Source organism: Sutcliffiella rhizosphaerae (genome assembly GCF_917563925.1).
Classification (GTDB): Bacteria; Bacillota; Bacilli; order Bacillales; family Bacillaceae_I; genus Sutcliffiella_A; species Sutcliffiella_A rhizosphaerae.
This window is the reverse complement of sequence record NZ_CAKJTJ010000011.1, coordinates 1-22,908: the sequence shown is the minus strand read 5'-3', so window position 1 is coordinate 22,908 and position 22,908 is coordinate 1. Positions and strand designations below refer to the sequence as shown.

Here is a 22,908-nt window from a genome sequence, read left to right as displayed (position 1 = left end):
ATATTCAAATCACTCAACTCCTTCTTGCTCCTCATACACAAAAGTAGCGTTCACAATAGGATTTTCTATTGCTAAGTAATGCTCTTCTCCTGGCCAATATCTTTGTTTATATTTTTCTAGCCTTTCCTCATAATCGCCTATATACCGATCCCTGTCTAGAACTCTTTTGTACCTGATTTCTCGAGGGCAATCTTTAAAAATACGATAATCGTAAAAATCTCTCCATTCCTTTCTTTGAAGGAAAACACCTTCGATTAGAATGATACTATCAGTTGATACCCAAACACTCTGTGCTGAAATTGTATCGGAAGGATGGTCATATAGAGGGAGAGAAAGTGAAGTGCAATTATTATGTAGCGGAATAAATAAATCACTTGTTAATTTAGGAACATCCCATTGTAATTGATAATATTCATACCATGGGGCATATCCTGTATCATATCGATCTTTTCTCGAAACGATATAATGATCAATATGTAGCAGTATGGTTAGACAGTGTTGATTTAATTCACTTGTTAATATCTTAGAAAAAGTAGTTTTACCTGCCCCGCTTAATCCATCAATAGCAACGATATAAGGTCTGTTTTTCTTACTTCTGTGAAAATACCCTTTTAAAATAGCTTGAGTTACAATATGTAAAGACATCATCATCCTCCTATTACTAAGACGTTTTAAAATGTTAAAAGTTTCATTTTTTACCAACTGCGCATAAAAAAACAACCTACCGCTATACCTGTAGATTGTTTCCCCAGCTATTTAATTTCCACTACATCAAAGTCCTTCATCACAATTGAATTTGGAAAAACATCCATCGCTTCTTGAAGTAAAACTTGGACGTCTTCTCCTTGATATCTAGCACTTATATGTGTAAGAAGTAATTGGGTAGCCTTTGCTGATTTTGCAACTTTAGCTGCTTGAAGGGTTGTGGAGTGAAAATATTCTTTTGCTAGCAGCTCATCTTTTGCTCCAAAAGTAGCCTCATGTACAAGAACATCAGCGTATTGCGCAAGCTCAATAGATGTGTCAGTATATCTTGTATCACCTAAAATCGTAATGATTTTCCCTCTTTTGGGCGGTCCTATAAATTCCTTGCCATCAAAATTTCTGCCATCTGCTAAAGTGATTACTTTTCCTTCTTTAAGCATTTGGAGATGTGGACCTGAGGGAATACGATGTACTTTTACTTTATCCATTAACAAAGCACCGGGTAAATCTTTTTGAACAATTCGATAGCCAAATGATGGGATACCATGTACTAACTTTTTACTCTCAATTATATAATTATCAAGTTCAATTTGAAGGCCTTGCTCCTCAAATTCCTCTATTACTAACGGATAATTTAAATGAGTCATACTTACATGCAATGAAGTTTCTAAGTACAATTTTATTCCTTTAGGACCATACACAGTAAGGGGCGTATCTCCTCCCTGAAAGGATCTGCTGCTTAATAGTCCCGGTAAACCAAATATATGATCACCGTGTAAATGTGTAATAAAAATTTTTTTTATTTTCCTTGGTTTTAATGATGTATGTAAAATCTGATGCTGTGTTGCTTCCCCGCAATCAAACAACCATAAAGATCCCTCTTTATCCTCTATGTGAAGGGCAAGGGATGATACATTTCGATGCTTCGCAGGAACACCAGAACCTGTCCCTAAAAAAGTTATTTTCATATTCATCGCTCCTTCCTTCCATTATACTCAAATAACAAAAAAAGCATAAGAAAATTCGGGAATATAGTACAATATAGATAATGAACCGAAGGAGAGGATAATATGCATAACATACGAACCATTGTTTTTGATTTAGACGGCACCTTATATGAAGATACTCATCACTTCCGCTATTATGCAGACTTATTAAGAGAGATGTTACCAAAGGAGTATCAAGCATCTTTTGAAAAGGATTATTCAGCAGTGGAGACAGATCAGCACACATTAAAAATTGGAAGAGTATACGATGCCAAAGAAGACTTGATACTTGCTCACCAAAATGGAAATGTCATTGACGGTTGGCAATGGGATGGGGAAAAAGTCACAAAAGAAGAACTAAATTCTCTTTATCCAAATACACTGGAGTTTGATCTTTTCACTATGCTAAGTATTGGAGATTTATGGTGGATTCCTGTTTCAATTGCGAAACATTATGGATTATCTAGCGAGGATGCCTATTCAGCATTTCTACAAACGAGAGAACATATGATGACTGATAGCTTTATTTTAGAACCTCTAAAGGAATTCGCACAAGTTCTAGAAAAACTGCATGGTAAATACAAACTAGTATTAATGACGAATAGTCCACAAACAGACAGTGATGTTATTTTGAAGAAACTTGGCTTTACCTCATACTTTCACGAGAAGATTTTCGAAGCAAATAAACCTGCATCTACATCCGAACAACTTACATATATATCTAATAAATTTAATGTTTCTTTTGAGGAAATGCTAAGTATCGGAGACAATTATATTAATGAAATACTCCCTGCTGCCCGTCTAGGCTGTCATACAATATGTATAGATTCCTTTAATTTATTTGAAGAGAGCGAGTCTAATATTACTGTAAAGAATTTAGCAGAACTGGCTGAGTTGCTAGAGAATGATTTATTAAATGAACATCAATCAGAATCTTTCTGATTTCACCTTATTTTGATACCATTTGTCACTTAATAACTAAATGGAGACGTGTTTAACACATTAAGCTTAGGGCACTCGCTCTAAGCTTTTCTATTTTTATTAACCAGTTCACACCTGCCTTTTAACACTCAAACTTCCCATTTCAGTAGTTCCTCACTTATCACACGTCCACTATTTCTTATGGATTTAAATAATCTATCTCTACTCAAGGAAAGAATCTAAAACTTTTTTTAAAAACTAGTTGCAAAACGAACATTTGTTCCGTTATAATAAAAACAGAACAAACGTTCTAATTCAAGATGAGGTGATAATTCTATGAAACTATTACAAAAGACTTTCTACATTACATTAAAACTTCTAGCTGTGACAGGCTTTGCTGTACTTTTCTACTTTATGATTAACGATACTCCTAACAATGCTCCGATCTTTACATTCAGTATGCTAACAACCGTCTGTCTGTTATCCATTCATGGAATGAAACATGTATTACATCATCAAGAGGAATCACAACATCATGGCTCATAATCACCACTACAAACCTGAACTCGAAATTGCCAAAAGATTAATTGATCTAAAAATAACTAATGACTTAGATGTTATATCTTCTGTCGTAAATGTTTGTAAAGAAGATGTACTAAACTATGTGAATAGCAAAAAAATAAAAACCTGTGAAAGAGACCACAGGTAATTTAATCGCTATTATCCTCTTACTTTTCTGGAAAAATTACAGGAAGTGGTCCCCTAGATCCGTTTCCACCACCGAAGTAATTTTGAAATTTCACCTGAAATAATTAATTCACCAGTTATAACGGAATTGTTAATTTCCATTTGCTTTTCTACAAACGGGATTATTCAGGATTAGACTAACATTTATATAATTTTGTACTATCGTATTATTAATCCCCGGCCCCATTCCTAACGACACATTTTAGACAATTCCGTTTTTCTTTTTTAATGCCTCATTATTTAAAATCATACCGTAAACTTATGATTTTAACCCCTTTATATTCCCCTCTTCTTGTTCAAATCTTTCTCTAGCATGTAAAATTTCATAGAACAGATTATCACAAAAAGAAAACCCGCCTACCTAGATTGGTAACCGGGCAAATCATTCTAAAAAGTCCTTTTGAAAGCTTGTCGTTATTCTGGCTAAAGAATTTGGATCTGTTGTATTTTGATTCTTAATTCCCCTTTTAATTACCCCTTTTCCATACTTATCTTCCAAATCTTGAAGAGCTTTTTGCAAAGGCTCTTTTTTCAGATCTTCCTGAAACGTAAAGAGGTCTAACTGTTTAAAAGTGTCATCTTTTTCTTCCAGTTCCTGGGCAGTTATTCCAAGAAGACGCACTGGTTCTCCATTCCAATGTTTTTTCATTAAAAACATTGCGGCATCCTTAATCTGATCTATTGCTTCAATTGGATTTGCCAATTTTCTGCTTCTTGTTACCGTATGGTGAATACCATACCGAATCATTAATTGAATATTACGGCTCACGACCGACTTCCGTTTCATGCGTGCACTAACAGAAGTGGCAAGTTTTTCTATGGTTTGTTCCAGGATCCGTTCATCGTCTGTATCTTTAGGGAGAGTAGTGGAATTTCCAATACTTTTAAACTCTGATACACTATCAGGGTCTACTGGGCGATTATCTTCACCATTTGCACGCTTTTTTAAACGTTCCCCATTTATTCCGAGGAGATGTTTTAATTGATAGTCGTTTCCTTTCGCTAAATCCCTTATCGTATAGATGGAAATGGTATTTAATTTTTCAGCAGTTTTAGTGCCAATTCCATGCATTTCTTGTACTTTCATTGGCCAAAGCTTTTTACTTAACTCCCTTTTTCTTAGTATGGTTATTCCCATAGGTTTTTTCATATCTGAAGCCATTTTTGCTAAAAACTTATTAGGAGCAATTCCAATACTACAAGGCAATAATAATTCTATTTTTAATCGGTTCTGTATTTCTTCAGCAATTTGAAAAGGTGTTAATGTACCAGAATAATTGGTAACATCCATATAACCTTCATCAATCGAAACCGGTTCAACCAAGTCCGTGTACTCTCTTAGTACATTAAACATAGCCTGTGAACTTTTGCGATATCTATCAAAATTCGGTTTTCTCACAATTAACTGTGGACACTTTTGCTTAGCTTCCCATAATGGCATGGTCGTTTTTACTCCAAATGCCCTTGCTTCATAACTGCATGTGACGACAATTCCTTTTCGTTCCTCTACATTTCCGGCAATCGCCACTGGCTTTCCTTGCAATGAAGAGTCGTATGCCATTTCCACCGAAGCATAAAAACTGTTCATATCCACATGAAATATGATACGATGATTCTTTTTTATTATTTCATTCATATCCATCAGATCCTATAAAGTAATACTTCTATTATAGCATGTTAAATTAGCTTTACAGTTGGACAACATCGCTCGACTAAAGAATCAACTTTTGTAATATCAGAAAAGATACTACAGAAAAAAGCAGAAAAACTTCCTAATTTGGAAGAATCCTGCTTCGGCATATTAGTTTAACACTTGTTGGTTTTCAACTGCTTCTTTAATCTGTTCTAATTCCTTTAAACTTAATAAAAGTGAACGAGGATCTAACATTGCAATTAATCGGTTTTCCAAATTCACCATCGCTTTAATATAAGCAGATGTTTGTAGAGTCATTAGATTCAGTTCCTTAATATTATTTTGATCGGTTTCCAGTATTTCTTTAGCATCCTCCACAAGTAAACCAATAGTAACTTCTGGAGTCTCAATAAGAATTAATCTTGATTTATCGGACACCTCTAACGAATGCGAAAACAACAATTCCTTCGTATCAAGAACCGGAATCAATTGATCCCTAACCTTCATAATACCTTTAAGAAAAATAGGCATTTCTGGCAAAGCTGTTATCGTTCCTAATTTTTCAATAGAGATGACAAACTCTACTGGAATTCCGTACTCTTCATTATTTGTTTCAAAGATTACAAGCTTTTGAGATTCCATGTCTTTTCTCCAATTCCTGTTTTTTTCTATTATAAATCAAGGATGAAAAAAAAGCTTGGCATTTTCACCAAGCTTTTCCACATTTTTAGTTTGCAACTTCTTTCATAATACTAACAACAAGTTCTGCAGTTTTTACAAGTTCTTCGATTGGCATTCTTTCATTAGTAGTATGAATTTCTTCGTAGCCAACAGCTAAATTAACTGTTGGTACACCAAAACCTGCAATTACGTTGGCATCACTGCCGCCACCGCTTCGTTGCAGTTCAGGAGTTCTTCCGATAGATGAGACTGCACGTTTAGCAACTTCTACAACGTGATCTCCATCTGCAAATTTAAACCCAGGATACATAATCTCAATTTGCACCTCTGCACGGCCACCCATATCAGCAGCAACCATTTCGTATGCTTCTTTCATTTTTGCCACTTGTGCTTCCATTTTTTCTGAAACTAATGAACGTGCTTCAGCAAGAATGTCCACCCTGTCGCACACTATATTGGTTGGACCGCCACCTTCAAATCGTCCAATGTTCGCAGTTGTTTCTTCGTCTATTCTGCCAAGTGGCATTTTTGCAATTGCTTTAGCAGCTATTGTAATTGCGGAAACACCTTTTTCTGGTGCTACACCAGCATGTGCTGTTTTTCCGTAAATAGTTGCTTTTACTTTCGCTTGTGTTGGAGCAGCAACGATAATATTTCCAACTGTTCCATCACTATCAAGAGCGAAACCAAATTTTGCTGTGACCAATTTTGGATCCAATGCTTTAGCACCAACAAGTCCTGATTCTTCACCAGCAGTTATGATAAATTCAATTTTGCCGTGTTCAATTTTGTTTTCTTGCAACACCTTAATCGCTTCTAACATCGCAGCAAGTCCTGCTTTATCATCAGCTCCAAGAATCGTAGTACCATCTGTTACGATATAGCCATCTTTAATAGATGGCTTAATCCCTTTACCTGGAATTACTGTATCCATGTGAGACGTAAAGTAAATGGTATCAACACCTTCTTTTGTCCCGTCCAACGTACAAATTAAGTTCCCAGCTCCGTGTCCTGTTTCAGCCGTTGTATCGTCTTCCATCACATGAACACCTAAAGCAGAGAATTTCTCCTTAAGTACTTTACAGATTTCCGCTTCAAATTTTGTTTCGGAATCGACCTTTACTAGTTCTAAAAATTCTTCTACAAGTCTATCTCTGTTAATCATATGTATTTTTCCTCCTACTACTTATAGAATCCACTCCTATTATAACCTAATAATGAGAGTTTTTCCTTACTTCGCTCCTTCATATTGAAAAGGTGACAAGTCTTCACCTGTCACCTTGTTAATTATAACGGAATATTGCCATGCTTTTTACGTGGTCTTGTTTCCTTTTTATTACGTAGCATTTCCAAGGACTGAATTAATTTTATCCTAGTATCTCTTGGATCAATGACATCATCTACCATCCCTTGGCTAGCAGCAACATATGGATTCGCGAATTTTTCGCGGTATTCTTCAATCTTTTTGCTCCTCATTTGTTCAGGATTTTCACTTTCATTAATTTCACGTGCAAAAATAATATTTGCCGCTCCTTGAGGTCCCATTACCGCTATTTCTGCATTCGGCCACGCATATACTAAATCAGCTCCAATAGATTTACTGTTTAATGCTACATAGGCTCCACCATAAGCTTTTCGCAAAATTACAGTTAACTTAGGTACCGTCGCTTCGGAATATGCATATAGGATTTTTGCTCCGTGACGGATAATTCCCCCATGCTCCTGCTTTACTCCAGGGAAAAATCCTGTAACATCCTCAAACGTTATTAAAGGAATATTAAATGAATCACAGAACCGGATGAATCGCGATGCTTTATCGGAGGAATCAATATCAAGTCCTCCTGCCATCACTTTCGGTTGATTGCAAACAAGCCCAACTACTTCCCCTTTAAGTCTAGCCAAACCTACGACTATATTTCTTGCGAAATCTTTATGAACTTCCATAAATGACCCTTCATCCACTACTTGATTGATTACGATGCGAACGTCATACGGGCGGATAGCATCAAAAGGGATGGCGTCGGCAAGGTCTGGACGATAATCGTCTCCTTGCTCACATGAGATGCGATCTGGCTTTTCTTCATTATTTTGTGGTAAATAACTTAACAAATTACGTACTTGCGCCAATACTTCCTCTTCTGAAGAACTGGAGAAATGAGCATTTCCACTTATGGAATTATGCACTTTAGCTCCACCTAAGCCTTCAGAGCTTATTTTTTCCCCTGTTACAGTCTCAATCACCTTTGGACCTGTAATGAACATCTGACTTGTTTTCTCCACCATAAATACAAAATCAGTGATTGCTGGAGAATATACCGCTCCTCCTGCACATGGACCCATGATAACGGAAATTTGTGGAATGACACCTGAATAGATTGAATTGCGATAGAAAATATGACCGTAACCGTCTAAAGAAAGTACCCCCTCTTGAATACGGGCTCCACCAGAATCATTTAGCCCAACAATAGGTGCACCATTTTTAGCAGCCATATCCATAACATTGGCAATTTTCTTCGCATGCATTTCTCCTAATGCCCCGCCAAATACTGTGAAATCTTGTGAGAATAAATAGATAGGCTTGCCGTTTACCTTACCGTATCCGGTCACTACCCCGTCTCCAGGACCCTTTTTCCCTTGCAGACCGAAATCATTGCAGCGGTGCTCGATAAATGGATTTAGTTCTACAAAAGTTCCTTCGTCTACTAATAATTCAATTCGCTCTCTAGCTGTCAATTTTCCTTTTTCATGCTGCTTGTCGATACGCTCATCACCACCGCCAAGCTCCACCTCGCGACGTTTGTCATAGAGTTCATTTATTTTTTCATAAATATCAACTGTCATGTTGTGTCGCCGCCTTTTCACAGAATTCAACCAGAACACCTTTGCTTGCTTTCGGGTGCACAAAAGCAATGTTGGCACCACCAGCGCCAGCTCTTGATTGGTTGTCGATCATCGGAATGCCTTTTTCTATCATTTGTTGAATTCTTTCTTCAATATTATCAACACCGAGGGCTATATGATGTATCCCTTCTCCGCGTTTTTCAATAAATTTGGCTACGGGGCTGTCAGGTGATGTTGGTTCTAATAGTTCCAGCTTACAATTACCAGCACTAATAAATGCCACCCTCACCCGTTGTGAAGCTACATGTTCTACTGCTTCAAAGGTTAAACCTAGTGTTTCTGTATAAAATGGAAGCGCTGTCTCAATAGAGTTTACAGCAATCCCAATGTGGTTCACATTTTTAATCACGTTCATCCCCCCTGTTGTTTGTCCCATAGTATGACTTTATAATATTTCGACTATTTGTGCAAAATTCCTTCCTTTTTCGTTCGGAATCCTCGCTTGAGAAAGCAAAAAAATCCATGTACAATAAGAAAAGAAGATTAAATAGGGAGTGAAACGAACTCATGAACCGCAAATTTCAAAAAGTAATAGTCTATTTAATGATTGGTGTTATGCTTATTACCACCTTATTAGCAGGAGCTTCGATGTTCTTTTAATAGATTAGTAAAAAACGAGCTAAAATCGGGAAATGATTCTAGCTCGTTTTTCGTTATAAATTTAATAATTCAATTATTAGGTCAATATTCAAAAAGATGGGTATGAAAAGTCCAATAAACAATAGATGAGTAATATATCCTTTAGATTCTTTATTGTATTTCCATTCCACAAAAGTTTCAAAAAACATAATGACTAAGAATGCACCCATAATAAAATAATGCATGTAATCCTCATACATAATGGATATAACAGGAGTTAAAGCAAAAAAAATTAAAACAATTATTATCCTCCCCCAAAGGTCCACCTTTTTTCCTATTGGGTTTGTCATTTTTACCCGTTTAATTTTGAAAATTTTTCTTAAGAGATAATCTAGCAACATACAAAATCCTATTAAAAACAAAACTGCCAAGATAAAATACATCCATTACACACCTCACAATAACCTTCTAAACTTTGTAATTAGCACCAGTATAAGTATCTCAAAAATAAAAAGCAGGATGAAAAGAAGGGTAAATGTAAAAGCCATTGCTTCTCCAATATTTATTAAAAATGGAGTTCCAATTAATGAAACTACATGAAGAACTGTATAAATTGTTATTCTAGTATGAGCTCGCTTTGCAATTTCAAACAATCCTTTTTTCTCTGCAATAATACTTAGTTTATTAATAATGGACACGATAAGTACGAGATGAATAACGCCGATTACAGTATAATAAATTGTAGTTGAAATGTAGTAATCTTCATATAAAAGGTTTAAATAGTTTGGTGCAGTAATAAAAAATGAAGGAAAAGAAATTAATGCTAGAAGTGTTGCCCAATTTCTTTCTCGATCCAATTCAAGTTGCATCAAGCCGTAAGCAACCATGCCATAGCCAATAAAATCCGGAAAGATATCCACAAATTCAATTCTTATATCAACGAGTACAAAGAGGAAGCCCCAAAGGATTTTTGTCAGTCCTTTATATGTATCGTACATTTATCTTTTTCCCTTCTTTTTGGCTGACAAGTAATTCTTTAAATCATCTTCTGAAAAATAAGCATATTGACTAACATATATATCTAGTTCGAAGGCGTTGCCATTTTCTTTAGTTCCTACAATTGTGGGCATTAAATTGTAGAAGTTCCATCTGTTAGGGTCACTTTCTTCAAAAGTAAGAGAATAATCGACATACAAATGGTTAGAAGTAAAATGCTTTGTATTTCCTTTTTGTTCTTGTAAATTGGAACGACCTCGCACCTCATACGGCTGGTTATTTATTTTTATTAAAAAATTCCCAAGACGATCCCCCCCCCTAATATTCACATCAGTAATTTCGAAACTACCTTCTTTCACAGAAAAACTAGCATAACCTGTACCATCTGAAGAGCTTTCACCTGAAGTTGATTCAAATGGGACTTCACTAGAATCCCGCCAAACGATTTCACCAATCGGATAAATAATAGTTTCACCGTTTCTTAAATGAGCCCTCATTTCGTTTATTACAATATCTCCATCTATCCCTTTAAATGGGTTATCCCAGGTATTTAAGTTTAATGTTTTGATTTGATGATGCCGATATTTATTTCCTTGCTCAAAAAATTGATCAAAGTGGATGAAAATGCCTCTTTGCTCAAGCTCTGGAAAATCAACCATGACAATATCATTTGTTTCACGTAAATCAGTGATATAATGAAGCCTAAAGTTCGTGTCATACTCTTTTGCAAATTCATAATAATGCTCCAGCATTATTGGTTTATCGAGCTTTTGGCTATTATAATACAGAATATTGCCAGTCCAACTACATGCAGCGAGAAACAATCCTATTATCATTATTTTCTTTAGCATGTAATCCAAAACCTTTTTACGACGTTTCCACTTTCTTCAACAAAATTTTCTACTTGGTTACCTCCATTTTTTATGATTGTTTTCCAAGAAGCTATGTTTTCTTCATCGCAAACTACAAGTGCTTCTTTAATACCAAGCACCTTTGCTTTTTGAAGGGCCAGTTCCAAGATTTTTGTTGCATATCCCTTTCTTCTTTCAGATGGTCGAATTCCATAACCAATATGACCACCGGCATTACGTAGAAAATCAGTAAGTGAGTGGCGAATGTTCACTGCACCAAGAATCGTTTGGTCATTCTCCCGTAATAACCAATAGGTAGAGTCCGGTACCCAGCCTTCACGAATACCAATGCCTCTTTCAGCATCAAGTAGTTCCCTTACCATCGCTTGGAAATCAGTAGGGGCTTTTGTAATAACCCACGGAACCATCGTTTCTCCGCTTTCTATCCATTCTTCGTAGAATGCCATATAATCTTGTTGCCTTTCAGTAGTTGGTTTAATCAATGTTATTTTTTCACTCAAGCTAATAACCCCTTTTTTCTAGCAATATCCATTTTTTCCTTTTTATTAAGTATATCGTAAGTCAAGGATGGTAGGTAATTTAAATTTCTTCCACTAAATTTTCCCATCAAAAAAAGAGCTACCATTAATAGTAGCTCGAAAAAACTCCATTCCTATTGTAAAACACCTTTTTCTCTTCCTAACTCCTCAAAGGATTTTCCAGACCTTATGATCCAAATCTTTGTTCCGATTGGCACCTTATTGAAAAGCTCTTCTACCACTTTATTTTCCAGCCGAATACAGCCTAATGTTACATAGCCCCCAATCGTTTCAGGCCTATTTGTTCCATGAACTCCATATGTTCGACCTTCTGTATCTTGAGCGTCAAATCCCATCCATCGAGAGCCAAGTGGATTGTTGGGATCACCACCGGCAATGTTTTTTTTTCTGTAATATGGATTAATGGCTTTGACTATGATGTTGAATTCTCCTTCAGGGGTTAATTCAACGGACTTTCCAGTTGAGACGGTATGTACTTCTTTTAGTTCCTCTCCCTGGAAATAAGCAAGCTGATTTGTTTCTTTGTTTACGATGATATAAGGGTCTCCAGGCAGCGGGTTTGGTCCGAGCGGCCATAACGGGGAGGTTACAAGTGCGATTATTAATGAAAATATAAACACCTTTCATCCACCAGCCTTTTTTTCTTAGTTTGGATAAAAGGTGTCTTTTCCATTCTTCTACTTTGAAGTTTTTAATCCGATAAATTCGCTTTTTAAGATTAAATATTGCTCGAATTCTTTTAAGAGGTGTCGAAGAGATGCTCTTGTTTCAAATTCCTCTCTTGAATCAGGTAGTGGCATTTCTTGAAATGTGTCACGCATCTCTTTGAGTCTGTTTAGGAATCGGTATGCAGTGTTTCCTGGGTGAATGGCATTCTCTAAATCCTCTATGAATTCAGAGACCATTTGAGCTTGCTCTACATCCTTTTCAATTGTAGCCACAATTGGCAACATCCGTTCCATTACATCCAGCTGTTTTTCACGCATTTTAAAATAGTAATAATAATGGTTTTCTTCGCGTTTAAAGTGGTTTTCTACGTCACGGAAGGCGAGACTTTTCGCTTCCATTAATATTTTATAGGTTTCCGAGATCTCACGTCCGTCCCAGCCATTATCACCGTGACGAAGAAAATGAGCTATTTCTGAAAATACCTTATGGAAGTTCTCCTCTATTTTCAGCTGGTAATTCTTCAACTCTTTATCGACACTCGGCATATAGATGTTTAAAATTAGGGCAACTCCAATTCCTATGGAGATAAGACTTATTTCATTTAAAACTAGGCCAATCGAAAAAGCTTCCACAGAATAAACATGCAGTAATATGACCGAGCTTGAGGCAATTCCTTCTGTAATTCTTAGCATTACAGTAACAGGAATGAAAAAAAGTAGTAATAGGGCAATAGAGATTGGATTATACCCTAATAGTTCAAAAAACACATAGCCAAATACAAGACTCAAGGAGCAGGCAATAAACCTGGCGGTAGCAACCTTCCATGATTTCTTTTTTGTGTTTTGGATACAAAGAATCGCAATAATTCCTGCTGAAGCGTAAAAATCCAATTGAAACATTTGCGCTATACTTATGGCGAGCCCAGTACCAAGTGCGGTTTTTGCCGTCCGGTAACCGATCTTAAATTTCCTCATGATTCAAACTCTCCCGACGTTCATTTGTTCAACTTATCACATAACACTACTATACAGGAAAAACGCATGGGAAAGAAAAGAAATCGGTGAAAACCTAGCATCTTCGCCCTTAAACATTACGATTTAAGGAGCTTTTCAAATTCATTTAAGAGCTCTTCATAACGATTCAGGGATTCTACTATCGGTTGCTTTTTGCTCATGTCCACTCCAGTACGTTGCAAGATTTCCAAAGGAGGAAGACTGCCTCCAGAAGAGAACAACTCATATTGAATCCTTTTTTGTGCTTTTATTCCGTCTTCTTCTAACTGTTCTGCCAATGCTGCTGATGCGGCGAAGCTAGTCGCGTACTGATACGTATAGAAACTGGAATGAAAAAAGTGTGGTACTCTGGCCCATTCCATAGCAATTTCGTTATTAACTTCCATTCCCTTGCCATAATATTTTTTATTTAAGTCCAAATAGACTTTCTTAAGTGCCTCCGCATGCAAAGGCTCCTCATTCTGACCCATCTCATGAATGATTTTTTCAAATTCTGCAAATTGAGTTTGGCGGAAAAGTGTTACTCTGAAATCTTCCAAATATTGATACAAGGCATGCAGCTTCTCCTCTTTTGTTGTTGCCTCTTTTAGAAGCTGCTTGTGTAGAAGATGTTCCTGAAGGGTAGAGGCGACCTCAGCCGTAAAAGTAACATAGCGAGCATCGTGATAAGGTTGGTTTTTATTTGAAAAATAGGAATGCATTGCATGTCCCATTTCATGGGCAAGCGTCAGGACATCATTTTGTAATCCTTGATAGTTCATTAAAACATATGGGTGAGAATCAAATGATCCAATCTGATATGCTCCAGTTGCCTTTCCAGGAGTATGGTATACATCCACCCATTTGGAATCAAGTCCTTTTGAAAGTTCTTTGACATAGTTTGTGCCGATTGGGGCTAGTCCTTTTACTACTATCTCCTTTGCTTCTTCATAGGGTATTCTCTCCGTTTTTGTATATGGAGAAGGTGCGGAAAGATCGTACATTTGCATACTATCGATACCTATATATTTTTCTTTAAGTTTTAAATAGCGGTGAAGTAATGGAAGACCATCTTCTACTGTCTCAATCAATTGATCATATACTTTTGGATCGACCTGATTCCGTTCCAAATGAGCTTCTAATGAAGAGGAATACTGTCTTGCAGTTGCAAAGAAGTTATTTCCTTTTACTACATTAGAAAGCATAGATGCAAATGAATCCTGATATTTCTCTAAAGTACCATAATAGGTTTTGAAGGCTGCCTCTCTTACTTTACGATTTTTTCCGGTCATGTACTTCGTGTAAAGTGGAGCAGTCAGTTCATATTCTTTTTCTTCAATTGTAAAACTAGGCAATACGAGGTCTTTTGACATCATCGTGAAAAGTTCACTCGGTGCATTGACCATTGGCATCGTTTTAATAAGCATTTTCTCCATTTCTGGAGATAAGGAATGTATTTTTTCATCATATGTTTCTTTTAAAAAACTTTGGTATGGCTTTAATATTTGGCTCTGCATTACTTCTGCCCAATGGTTGTCTTCCATCGACTGTATTTCATTAGAAAACCAAGCAGTCCTTTCAACGACATACATCATCATATTTTGGCCTTCCTCAGAAAGAGCCTGAGCTTTTGTATTGCCAATGTCTACATCTAGATTAATCCGGGAAAAGACAAAAATCTTTTCTATTTTCTGAGACAGTGTGAAATATTCTTTTAGAAGTTTGAGGATTTGTTTATCATTCGTTAGCTTTTCTTCCTTTTTCGAAAATTTCTCTGCCATTTTTTTTACTTGTTGGACATCCTGCCTCCATTCCTTTTCATTATTATAGAGATTTTGTAGGTTCCATTTATATTCATCTGGTATGTCTGCTCTGGATTTGAAGGTGTGACTTTCTGATTGGACCGTCATCGCATTCAAACATAGCACGACACTAAATACCGTTATGACGATTCGTCTCATTACTCTCATTCATTTATACCTCCCTTAGATTTCTACTAAGGGTTAGTGTTTGTTTTCCAGCTTTTTCTATACAGGGTTTACATGGATGTGAGGAGAAGTTGTATCGCTATGGGGAGTTATGCATTGCAATTAACAGGTAGAAGTAAAAAATCCGTCCAACAATTAAGGACGGATTCTCGCTAATCATTAAAGCATCTTTTCTAAAAATACCTTTGCACGTTCTGTTTTAGGAGCGGTGAAGAATTCGACTGGAGCTGCATCTTCCACCAGCATGCCATTATCTAAAAACAACACTCTGTCAGCAACTTCACGGGCAAAGCCCATTTCATGAGTCACAATCGCCATTGTCATACCAGTTTGCGCCAAGGCTTTCATTACTTCCAGCACTTCTTTTACCATTTCAGGATCTAGGGCAGAAGTCGGCTCATCAAACAGCATAACTTCCGGATCCATCGCAAGAGCTCGGGCAATAGCTACACGCTGCTTTTGCCCACCAGAAAGACGGTTTGGATATTCCTTTGCTTTTTCAGCAAGCCCTACCTTTGCCAGTAGCTCATGAGCATTTTCCTCTGCCTCTTTTCTAGGTACTCCTTTTACTGACACTGGTGCATACGTTAAGTTCTCTAAAACGGTTTTATGAGGAAATAAATGAAAGTGTTGGAACACCATTCCCAAGTTTTGGCGCACTTTATTTATGTTTGTCTTTTTACTTGTAACATCTTGATCCTTGATCCAAATGTGACCAGAAGTTGGTTCCTCCAATAAGTTCATGCAGCGAAGAAGCGTGGATTTCCCTGATCCGGAAGGACCGATAATAGCAACCACTTCTCCGTCTTTAATTTGGGTAGATATTCCTTTTAAAACTTCATTCTTACCAAAGGATTTATGCAAATCTTCTATTTTAATCACTGCGTCTCATTCTCCTTTCAATGAGCTTGCCAATGAAAGTCAAGATCATAACAAGTACGTAATAAACTAGTCCAGCAAAAATGAATGCTTCCAAATATGCATACGTATTGGATGCTGTCATGAAGGAACGTCTCATGACATCCATTACTCCGATTACCGTAACAATGGCAGATTCTTTCGTAAGGGTAATATATTCATTCATAAGTGCAGGCAAAATATTTTTTAAAGCTTGTGGCAAAATGATGTCTTTCATCATTTGACGATATGGGACTCCAAGTGCCATTGCTGCTTCACGTTGCCCTTTGTCCACTGCCATAATACCAGCGCGAATAACCTCTGATATGTATGCACCAGAATTCAATCCAAAGGCGAGAATAGCTGCAGTGACAGGTTCAAGGGTAATCCCTGTCGCTTGTGGCAACCCGAAGAAAATTAACATTAATTGAAGTACTAATGGTGTTCCACGAAAAATGGATGTATAAATATCCGCAATAATAGCGAGTACTTTAATTCTTCCTATTTTGCATAATGCCAGCAGTGTTCCAATAATAAACCCCATAATCCCGGCTAAAGAGACGACTTGCAATGTCACTTTAACCCCAGCCAGGATATAATCTATGGAACCTGAGATGGCACTGAAATCAAGAAAATCGATCGTCAAGCGCTATCAGTCCTTTCTACCAAATTAACAAGAAAATCAAAAGGGCATATTTTCACCCTTTTGATTCTCATAAGCGTGTTTTATTCTTCTCCACCGAACCATTTAATGATGAGTTTTTCCATTTCGCCGTTTTCTTCCATTTCCTTCAAGACACGATTAAATTCTTCTGTTAATTCACTATCTTTAGGAAGGGCAATGGAATTTCCGTTTCCATCAACGTCTAAAGTGAAGCCAGTCAAGTTTTCATCTTGCTCCATATACCCTTTCATTACCGTATCCTCAATAATTGCTGCATCAAAACGACCAGTTTTTAAATCTTGGATAATTTGTGGAATACGGTCACGGTTTTCAATAGTGATATTCACTTCTTCAGCGATTTCTTCCGCCATTTCATATTGGATAGATCCCATTTGCGCTCCAACTGTCTTTCCTTCTAAATCATCAACACTTGTAATATTGCTATCTTTTAAAGAAACAATCATATGATGCGCTGTATAGTAAATGTCCGTAAAGTCAACCTGTTTAGCACGCTCTTCTGTCGGTGACATACCTGCTAAAATTAAATCAATGTTTCCTGACTTCAAAGCAGTGATTAAGCTTCCAAAGTCCATGTCACGAACTTCTAATTCATACCCAAGCTCAGATGTAATTGCTTTAGCAAGGTCTACATCAAAGCCAATAATCTCTTCTCCAACCTCCGTATCAATATACTCAAATGGTGGATAATCTGCTGAAGTACCCATTACAAGCACTTTCTTGTCTCCATCTCCAGAACCTCCTGTTGAGCCTCCGTCATTACCAGATGTTCCACATGCAGATAGGACACCTACTACTAAAATACTAATTAATGAAACAATAAACCACTTTTTCACAATAATTTCCCCCTAAAGAATTTTCTGAAAGATTAGAATATTATCTAATTATGAGACAAACTTTCTTTGAAATCAAGTACAATTAAGATGTATATTCATTCACATAAATGTATTTTATCACAGGTTAATAAATATGCAACATTATTTATAAAGATAACAAAAATTTATCTATTTTTACTATTCTGAAATATGTATATTATTTGAATGAAGGATCAAAAGTACTATATGACCCCCTTTGCCCATTAAAAAAAGTGAAAGGAAACTATATAAAAGTTTCCTTTCACTCATTTTCCCCCTTAATATTATGCAACCTTATAATCTTGCATAAGTCTTTCTTTTAACTTTCTCTTTGCCCGGTGTATTTTTGTTTTGACTGTAGATGGATTCATATCCATTGCCTCAGCAATCTCTTTTTCCTTCCAACCCTTATCCCATTTTAATAGTAACAGCTTTTTTTCTTCAGGTTGAAAGATTTCCATAGATTCTTGAATGAGTTCTTTCATAAGCCCAGCCTCTATTTCCTCATCCACATACCAGTCAGAGCTTGATCCTAATTGATCTAGCATAAATATCTCCATTGGATAACTCTTCGTCTTTTTTTCTTTACGAAAGAAGTCAATTGCCGTTCTGGTTGCAATCACAGACAGCCATGCCCCTATCTTCTCAATAGATTCTAATGCACTTATTTTTTTATATGCTTTTATAAAAGTTTCTTGCACATTATCCTCTGCTAGCTGACGATCACGAATTATTGAATAACTTACAGTATATACACGTTCATAATATCGTTGATAAATGATTGTGAAATCCACCCCTACATCACCACACTTAACTTTATAGTCACTTTGAATAAGTCCCCGTCTGTTTCAATATCAAGTGAGCCTTCATGTAAATCAATGATAGATTTTGCGATTGCTAAGCCTAAACCTGAGCCATCTGTGTGACGAGAGGTGTCACCACGTTTAAATCGTTCATAAAGCTCTTCACTCTGATCATTGAGTTCATACTTTGAAACGTTTTTAAAGGAAATTAATACGTTATCTTCATGTTGTTTTACAATTATATAGACACGAGAATTCTCTAAAGAGTATTTCAAAATGTTTCCAATGAGGTTATCAAATACTCGCCAGATTTTTTGCCCATCTACCATCGCATAAGTTGCTGTATCCGGTGTGCTAACACGGAAGTGTAAGTTCGAATTTTGCAAAGTATCTCCATATTCCGCTAATGCCTGTTGCAGAAGCTGATTAATATCCACTCTTTCCTTCATTATTTCAATATTCCCACTTGCCATTTTAGATACTTCAAAGAGATCATCAATCAAACTTTTGAGACGCTGTGATTTTCTATCAATAATCTCCAAGTATGCAGTCTGATCCTCATGGGATAAGTTGTTCTTTTTCAACAGCTCTGTATAAGTAATAATAGAAGTAAGTGGAGTCCGAAGATCATGGCTAACGTTTGTAATTAGTTCGGTTTTTAAACGTTCACTTTTCGCCTGCTCACTTTGAGAAACCCTTACCTCTTGCTTTAATTGATTTACGTTTGCTGCCATTTTAGCAAGCACAGATATTCCTTTAATCTCAAGATTGCCCCCTAGCTTGCCTGCAGCCATTTCTTCTATTTTTATTGAAATTTTATTTAAATTGCCAATTTGTTTTAATAGAATACGAAAGAAAGGTAATCCTATGAAAAGTAACAAAAACATATATACAATAAAGAAAAATGGATTAATAAACATGATAATGCCTGCTACGCCTAATGCAAATACAACTGACAGTAAAGTAATTGTCTGAAACCCAACAGACTTGTTTAAGAATGCAGCCTTTAAACTATGAGAAAACATTTGAATATTTTTAGGGATAGCAGAACCAAACTTCCATAACAGACTTTTTTTCCAAGGATTTTCTTCTTCTTGCTGCAGCTCCAATATATGATGGCGTACTAATTCATACAAGAATAGAGTTAGAATGCTAGTTATAATAATGGACAGGATTAAATCTGTCATAAACATATGGTTTTGTTCTCTAAATGCTAGATAGATACTATCATGGATTATCGAGTATCCTAGTATTGTAAAAAAGAATAATAGAAGAAAAACAGCTAATCTTATGTCTATTGTCGTTTTCCTAGAAAACGCTTGAAATCTTCCTTCCGAATTTGGAAGGCTAACCATTTTAATCATTGAAAATGACCATAGAATGAGCAAAACACTAGAACTAATTCCTAGACCCCAAAACCACTGACGATCCTCATCATATTGTCTTTTTGCTTTTAAAATCTCACTATTATATGCAAGATCTGTTGGGACTCCGATTTGTCCACTAAATTCACCTTTAGCTTTTACTATTGCTCGATATAACCAGTCTTCATAGGGCGGATTATGTTCGTTAAAAAAATCTCTGCCATCTATTTGAACGTTATCAGCATAAAGCACAATACCATCATCAGAAAAGTATTCTTTACCAAATTGGGTGTTGCGTATTTCAACATTGCTATAAAATTTTTGGTCATCAGAAAAGTAATAAATAAACTCATCGTTAAATCGGGAGAGGTAAGGCTTAAAATTTTCATTCGTTGAAAAATATTGTTCTACTTCTCTTTCTTTTTCTTTCTTAATTTTATTTGCAATGTGGTCATCACTCTCAAAGTTTTTTCTAATATCATTCAGCTTGTCATCCCGTTCTTTAATCAAGGCATCACCATTTTCTGTCGCTTCATCCCCTTCGGCCAACATAATTCTTTCTTCATATTGAGCCATAATATTATCAAGCTGTTCATCTAAATAACCATATCGATAGCGATGCTCCCTAATTTCATCGTTGGTAACTTCAATTTCTGCTATCACTTTTTCCTTTGTTAATGGATTCAGCTCCGTTATGGCTAAATAATTGGAAAATCTGTATAGTTCTTCTTGAAAATCATTCGAATCAAAATAACTTTCTGTTAAAAATCTGTTATCTGAAATAGTAAAATTTATTATTCCACTTATTGAAAAGGTAAAGATTATCGCCATTATGAATGCGACTAATCTATTTCTCCATTTTGTACCCAATTCCCCATACCACCTTAAGATATCTTGGATTTTTCGGATCAATCTCTATTTTTTCCCTTATTTTTCTAATATGTACAGCCACTGTGTTTTCCGCATTGTAGCTTGGTTCTTTCCATACTCGTTCATAAATGTCATTGATTGAAAAAACTCTACCTGCATGACTCATTAAAAGATCGACTATCTTATACTCTAAAGGAGTTAATTTTACTAACTCACCTTGCACAGCTACTTCTTTTGACTCTTTGTTCAATGTGAGTCCATTCAAATTAATTACTTTACTAACTCCTTCATATGTTCCTAGTCTTACATATCTGCGCAGCTGTGATTTTACCCTAGCCACCAATTCCATAGGATTGAAAGGCTTAGTCACATAATCATCCGCTCCAACTTGTAAGCCTAAAATTTTGTCAGTGTCTTCGCTCTTAGCACTTAAAATGATAATTGGGATGTTTTTTTCTTCCCTAATTCTATAGGTTGCAGATATTCCATCTAAACGAGGCATCATAACATCTAGCAAAATTAGATGTATGTCATTCTCATGCAATAATTCTAGTGCCTCAATTCCATCTTGCGCCTTTAAAACTCTAACACCTTCATTTTTTAAATAGATTTCAATCGCATCCCGTATTTCCTTCTCATCATCTACGACTAGTATGGTGTATTTCTCCATTTCTCACCCTTCTCCCACTTACCATGCTCTCTATGGTATTCATCATATATAGTAAATCTTAAAGTTCATTGATTATTTTTCTTAAGAATTTCTTAAGTTTCCCATTTATTATATATCTCTATGAAGTGGAAAAACATACCTGAAATAAATAATAAGATGTAAAAAATGGTAATTTATGCTATTAATTACATATAGAAAACTTTCATATGGAGGTATGAGAATGTTTGTGAAAATTTATTGTTACCACATCAAATCAGATAATACCGAAGCTTACTTAACTCTACAAAAAGAAGCAGCTGCCATTTATAGGAAGTACATTGATTCGGAAACTACCTATTTACAATGCAAAGAGGAACCAACAAAGTGGATGGAAATGACAAAGTATGCAAGTGAGGAGGAATATAACAAAAAGATTGTATTAATTAATGAAAACCAAGAGATTAACGAATTATACAAAACCTTTACTAAGCTTTTAGTAGAAGAAAAAAGCGAGGTCTTAGAGGAAAATTATTTTATCGTTAGAAATGATTAGAATTTTTCAAGGTGAAAATGTAAGGTTATTAACCCTTTAGGCATCTATATTTAGTGGTAAAAATAAAAATGAAGGAGCTGGGAGTAATGACCATCAATCCGGTAATTGAAAAACTTGAAAGAGAAGAAATTAAGATTGTAGGTTTTTCTGTCACTGAAAGTTTAAACAACATATTAAATCACGATATCGTGAAAAATTTAAGAGAATCATTATTCAAAAGAAAATCTGAAATAAATGGGAGAAAAACTAATGGCATATATTTAGTTCAGTTGTACTCTGATGATGGTGAATGGACTCATGATACCCCTTTTGAAAACATCGTTGCATTTGAAGTTGATTCATTATCTGACATTCCAAATGATATGGTGCAATACACGATACCAGCTGGATTTTATACACATTTTATTCATAAGGGACCAGAATCTAAAATTGGCGACACATATGAATCGATCAATGAATATTCCTTGAGACCATTTGATATAGAATATTGGCACGATATTTCATCGCTTGATGATGCAGAAACAGAAATCGATATTTATATTCCTGTTAAATCATAACGAAATCCTGTCAAAGAAGTGCCAGAATTAGATAGATAATCATTGAAAGGGGAGATAAAGCGTTGTAGCTTTGGTGATACCTATTACTCCCCTACTTAATAGGTAATAAAGACATTTTTTCTAGCAGTTGAACTTTTGTCTTCCTATTATTTATGAATGTGTGTGAAATTTTGATAAACCTCAATTGATACTCGTAAATGCCCGGAAACCTGTAAATTGATAAATCCGGGCACTTAATTGGGGTTTTTATGCCCGGAAAACTGCAAATTAACATATCCGGGCACTTAATTGGCTTTTATATGCCCGGAAAACTGCAAATTGACATATCCGGGCACTTAATCGGGTTTTTTATGCCCGGAAAACTGCAAATTGACATATCCGGGCACTTAATTGGGTTTTATATGCCCGGAAAACTGCAAATTGACATATCCGGGCACTTAATTGGGTTTTATATGCCCGGAAAACTACAA

At 35.9% G+C, this 22,908-nt stretch carries 26 protein-coding genes; 6 read left to right on the top strand and 20 right to left on the bottom strand.

The genetic code is table 11. The features are described from left to right. Positions 1 to 9: 9 nt before the first annotated feature. Both LRP81_RS11330 and rnz read right to left on the bottom strand, forming a co-directional pair. The gene (locus tag LRP81_RS11330; protein WP_230501391.1) at positions 10 to 645 is read right to left on the bottom strand and encodes a kinase; all 636 of its coding nucleotides are present in this window, start codon (positions 643 to 645) and stop codon (positions 10 to 12) included. A 107-nt stretch (positions 646 to 752) separates the two neighbouring features. Continuing rightward, positions 753 to 1,673: a ribonuclease Z gene (gene rnz / locus LRP81_RS11325; RefSeq protein ID WP_230501390.1), complete on the bottom strand. Its 921-nt coding sequence runs from the start codon at positions 1,671 to 1,673 to the stop codon at positions 753 to 755. A gap of 102 nt (positions 1,674 to 1,775) precedes the next feature. On the opposite strand from rnz, the gene LRP81_RS11320 reads away from it, so the two are divergent. Together LRP81_RS11320 and LRP81_RS11315 are read left to right on the top strand one after the other, a co-directional pair. Further along, entirely contained in the window at positions 1,776 to 2,633 is an 858-nt protein-coding gene (locus LRP81_RS11320) for an HAD family hydrolase (RefSeq protein ID WP_230501389.1), read from the top strand. A gap of 315 nt (positions 2,634 to 2,948) precedes the next feature. Continuing rightward, entirely contained in the window at positions 2,949 to 3,158 is a 210-nt protein-coding gene (locus LRP81_RS11315; protein ID WP_230501388.1) for a hypothetical protein, read from the top strand. 583 nt (positions 3,159 to 3,741) lie between these two features. Here the strand turns inward: LRP81_RS11315 and LRP81_RS11310 are convergent. The 5 genes from LRP81_RS11310 to mce form a co-directional block, all read right to left on the bottom strand. Further along, positions 3,742 to 4,995 (bottom strand): DNA polymerase IV, encoded by a 1,254-nt coding sequence (locus LRP81_RS11310; RefSeq protein ID WP_230501387.1) that lies wholly within the window; start codon positions 4,993 to 4,995, stop codon positions 3,742 to 3,744. Positions 4,996 to 5,160: 165 nt separating this feature from the next. Next, positions 5,161 to 5,634, bottom strand: coding sequence for a chemotaxis protein CheW (locus LRP81_RS11305; RefSeq protein ID WP_230501386.1), 474 nt, complete (start codon positions 5,632 to 5,634; stop codon positions 5,161 to 5,163). An 85-nt stretch (positions 5,635 to 5,719) separates the two neighbouring features. Next, positions 5,720 to 6,838, bottom strand: coding sequence for a M20/M25/M40 family metallo-hydrolase (locus LRP81_RS11300; RefSeq protein WP_230501385.1), 1,119 nt, complete (start codon positions 6,836 to 6,838; stop codon positions 5,720 to 5,722). 122 nt (positions 6,839 to 6,960) lie between these two features. Next, the gene (locus LRP81_RS11295) at positions 6,961 to 8,514 is read right to left on the bottom strand and encodes an acyl-CoA carboxylase subunit beta (RefSeq protein ID WP_230501384.1); all 1,554 of its coding nucleotides are present in this window, start codon (positions 8,512 to 8,514) and stop codon (positions 6,961 to 6,963) included. Then, complete coding sequence (gene mce / locus LRP81_RS11290) at positions 8,504 to 8,929, bottom strand: methylmalonyl-CoA epimerase (RefSeq protein ID WP_230501383.1); 426 nt, start codon at positions 8,927 to 8,929, stop codon at positions 8,504 to 8,506. The genes LRP81_RS11295 and mce overlap by 11 nt, the downstream gene beginning before the upstream one ends. A 152-nt stretch (positions 8,930 to 9,081) precedes the next feature. Here mce and prli42 point away from each other — a divergent pair, with 152 nt between their 5' ends. Then, positions 9,082 to 9,174 (top strand): stressosome-associated protein Prli42, encoded by a 93-nt coding sequence (gene prli42, locus LRP81_RS11285; protein ID WP_230501382.1) that lies wholly within the window; start codon positions 9,082 to 9,084, stop codon positions 9,172 to 9,174. A gap of 53 nt (positions 9,175 to 9,227) precedes the next feature. Here prli42 and LRP81_RS11280 read toward each other — a convergent pair whose 3' ends face one another. The 13 genes from LRP81_RS11280 to LRP81_RS11220 all read right to left on the bottom strand — a co-directional run bounded on the left by LRP81_RS11280 (position 9,228) and on the right by LRP81_RS11220 (position 21,349). Next, a complete protein-coding gene (locus LRP81_RS11280; protein WP_263458239.1) occupies positions 9,228 to 9,554 on the bottom strand; it encodes a DUF4181 domain-containing protein in 327 nt (108 codons plus the stop codon). 54 nt (positions 9,555 to 9,608) lie between these two features. After that, complete coding sequence (locus tag LRP81_RS11275; RefSeq protein WP_230501380.1) at positions 9,609 to 10,151, bottom strand: hypothetical protein; 543 nt, start codon at positions 10,149 to 10,151, stop codon at positions 9,609 to 9,611. After that, complete coding sequence (locus tag LRP81_RS11270) at positions 10,152 to 11,000, bottom strand: hypothetical protein (protein WP_230501379.1); 849 nt, start codon at positions 10,998 to 11,000, stop codon at positions 10,152 to 10,154. After that, positions 10,994 to 11,521 (bottom strand): GNAT family N-acetyltransferase, encoded by a 528-nt coding sequence (locus LRP81_RS11265; RefSeq protein WP_263458237.1) that lies wholly within the window; start codon positions 11,519 to 11,521, stop codon positions 10,994 to 10,996. Before LRP81_RS11265 ends, LRP81_RS11270 begins: the two co-directional genes overlap by 7 nt. A 152-nt stretch (positions 11,522 to 11,673) precedes the next feature. Next, on the bottom strand, positions 11,674 to 12,180 hold the full coding sequence (locus tag LRP81_RS11260; protein ID WP_230501378.1) for a L,D-transpeptidase: 507 nt from the start codon (positions 12,178 to 12,180) through the stop codon (positions 11,674 to 11,676). Between the two features lie 57 nt (positions 12,181 to 12,237). Continuing rightward, positions 12,238 to 13,203 carry an aromatic acid exporter family protein gene (locus tag LRP81_RS11255; protein WP_230501377.1) on the bottom strand — a complete coding sequence of 322 codons (966 nt, stop codon included), beginning with the start codon at positions 13,201 to 13,203 and terminating at the stop codon, positions 12,238 to 12,240. 116 nt (positions 13,204 to 13,319) lie between these two features. Then, complete coding sequence (pepF, locus tag LRP81_RS11250) at positions 13,320 to 15,191, bottom strand: oligoendopeptidase F (RefSeq protein ID WP_230501376.1); 1,872 nt, start codon at positions 15,189 to 15,191, stop codon at positions 13,320 to 13,322. Between the two features lie 177 nt (positions 15,192 to 15,368). Continuing rightward, positions 15,369 to 16,091, bottom strand: coding sequence for an amino acid ABC transporter ATP-binding protein (locus LRP81_RS11245; protein WP_230501375.1), 723 nt, complete (start codon positions 16,089 to 16,091; stop codon positions 15,369 to 15,371). Then, positions 16,084 to 16,752, bottom strand: coding sequence for an amino acid ABC transporter permease (locus LRP81_RS11240; RefSeq protein ID WP_317987066.1), 669 nt, complete (start codon positions 16,750 to 16,752; stop codon positions 16,084 to 16,086). Before LRP81_RS11240 ends, LRP81_RS11245 begins: the two co-directional genes overlap by 8 nt. Before the next feature lie 80 nt (positions 16,753 to 16,832). Then, complete coding sequence (locus tag LRP81_RS11235) at positions 16,833 to 17,624, bottom strand: transporter substrate-binding domain-containing protein (protein WP_230501374.1); 792 nt, start codon at positions 17,622 to 17,624, stop codon at positions 16,833 to 16,835. A gap of 302 nt (positions 17,625 to 17,926) precedes the next feature. Next, positions 17,927 to 18,436, bottom strand: coding sequence for an RNA polymerase sigma factor (locus LRP81_RS11230; protein ID WP_230501373.1), 510 nt, complete (start codon positions 18,434 to 18,436; stop codon positions 17,927 to 17,929). A gap of 2 nt (positions 18,437 to 18,438) precedes the next feature. After that, the gene (locus tag LRP81_RS11225) at positions 18,439 to 20,679 is read right to left on the bottom strand and encodes a sensor histidine kinase (protein ID WP_230501372.1); all 2,241 of its coding nucleotides are present in this window, start codon (positions 20,677 to 20,679) and stop codon (positions 18,439 to 18,441) included. Further along, positions 20,657 to 21,349, bottom strand: coding sequence for a response regulator transcription factor (locus LRP81_RS11220; protein WP_230501371.1), 693 nt, complete (start codon positions 21,347 to 21,349; stop codon positions 20,657 to 20,659). Before LRP81_RS11220 ends, LRP81_RS11225 begins: the two co-directional genes overlap by 23 nt. A 220-nt stretch (positions 21,350 to 21,569) precedes the next feature. On the opposite strand from LRP81_RS11220, the gene LRP81_RS11215 reads away from it, so the two are divergent. The 3 genes from LRP81_RS11215 to LRP81_RS11205 all read left to right on the top strand — a co-directional run. Beyond that, positions 21,570 to 21,881: a hypothetical protein gene (locus LRP81_RS11215; protein WP_230501370.1), complete on the top strand. Its 312-nt coding sequence runs from the start codon at positions 21,570 to 21,572 to the stop codon at positions 21,879 to 21,881. Between the two features lie 86 nt (positions 21,882 to 21,967). After that, positions 21,968 to 22,438 carry a GyrI-like domain-containing protein gene (locus tag LRP81_RS11210; protein WP_230501369.1) on the top strand — a complete coding sequence of 157 codons (471 nt, stop codon included), beginning with the start codon at positions 21,968 to 21,970 and terminating at the stop codon, positions 22,436 to 22,438. A gap of 248 nt (positions 22,439 to 22,686) precedes the next feature. Then, the coding region (locus LRP81_RS11205) for a hypothetical protein (protein WP_230501368.1) at positions 22,687 to 22,908 on the top strand (222 nt) is incomplete at its 3' end.

Coding starts and splice junctions, on each gene's coding strand:
- LRP81_RS11330 (WP_230501391.1), bottom strand. CDS start 645: ATGTCTTTACATATTGTAACTCAAGCTATTTTAAAAGGGTATTTTCAC.
- rnz (WP_230501390.1), bottom strand. CDS start 1,673: ATGAAAATAACTTTTTTAGGGACAGGTTCTGGTGTTCCTGCGAAGCAT.
- LRP81_RS11320 (WP_230501389.1), top strand. CDS start 1,776: ATGCATAACATACGAACCATTGTTTTTGATTTAGACGGCACCTTATAT.
- LRP81_RS11315 (WP_230501388.1), top strand. CDS start 2,949: ATGAAACTATTACAAAAGACTTTCTACATTACATTAAAACTTCTAGCT.
- LRP81_RS11310 (WP_230501387.1), bottom strand. CDS start 4,995: ATGAATGAAATAATAAAAAAGAATCATCGTATCATATTTCATGTGGAT.
- LRP81_RS11305 (WP_230501386.1), bottom strand. CDS start 5,634: ATGGAATCTCAAAAGCTTGTAATCTTTGAAACAAATAATGAAGAGTAC.
- LRP81_RS11300 (WP_230501385.1), bottom strand. CDS start 6,838: ATGATTAACAGAGATAGACTTGTAGAAGAATTTTTAGAACTAGTAAAG.
- LRP81_RS11295 (WP_230501384.1), bottom strand. CDS start 8,514: ATGACAGTTGATATTTATGAAAAAATAAATGAACTCTATGACAAACGT.
- mce (WP_230501383.1), bottom strand. CDS start 8,929: ATGAACGTGATTAAAAATGTGAACCACATTGGGATTGCTGTAAACTCT.
- prli42 (WP_230501382.1), top strand. CDS start 9,082: ATGAACCGCAAATTTCAAAAAGTAATAGTCTATTTAATGATTGGTGTT.
- LRP81_RS11280 (WP_263458239.1), bottom strand. CDS start 9,554: ATGTTGCTAGATTATCTCTTAAGAAAAATTTTCAAAATTAAACGGGTA.
- LRP81_RS11275 (WP_230501380.1), bottom strand. CDS start 10,151: ATGTACGATACATATAAAGGACTGACAAAAATCCTTTGGGGCTTCCTC.
- LRP81_RS11270 (WP_230501379.1), bottom strand. CDS start 11,000: ATGCTAAAGAAAATAATGATAATAGGATTGTTTCTCGCTGCATGTAGT.
- LRP81_RS11255 (WP_230501377.1), bottom strand. CDS start 13,203: ATGAGGAAATTTAAGATCGGTTACCGGACGGCAAAAACCGCACTTGGT.
- pepF (WP_230501376.1), bottom strand. CDS start 15,191: ATGAGAGTAATGAGACGAATCGTCATAACGGTATTTAGTGTCGTGCTA.
- LRP81_RS11220 (WP_230501371.1), bottom strand. CDS start 21,349: ATGGAGAAATACACCATACTAGTCGTAGATGATGAGAAGGAAATACGG.
- LRP81_RS11215 (WP_230501370.1), top strand. CDS start 21,570: ATGTTTGTGAAAATTTATTGTTACCACATCAAATCAGATAATACCGAA.
- LRP81_RS11210 (WP_230501369.1), top strand. CDS start 21,968: ATGACCATCAATCCGGTAATTGAAAAACTTGAAAGAGAAGAAATTAAG.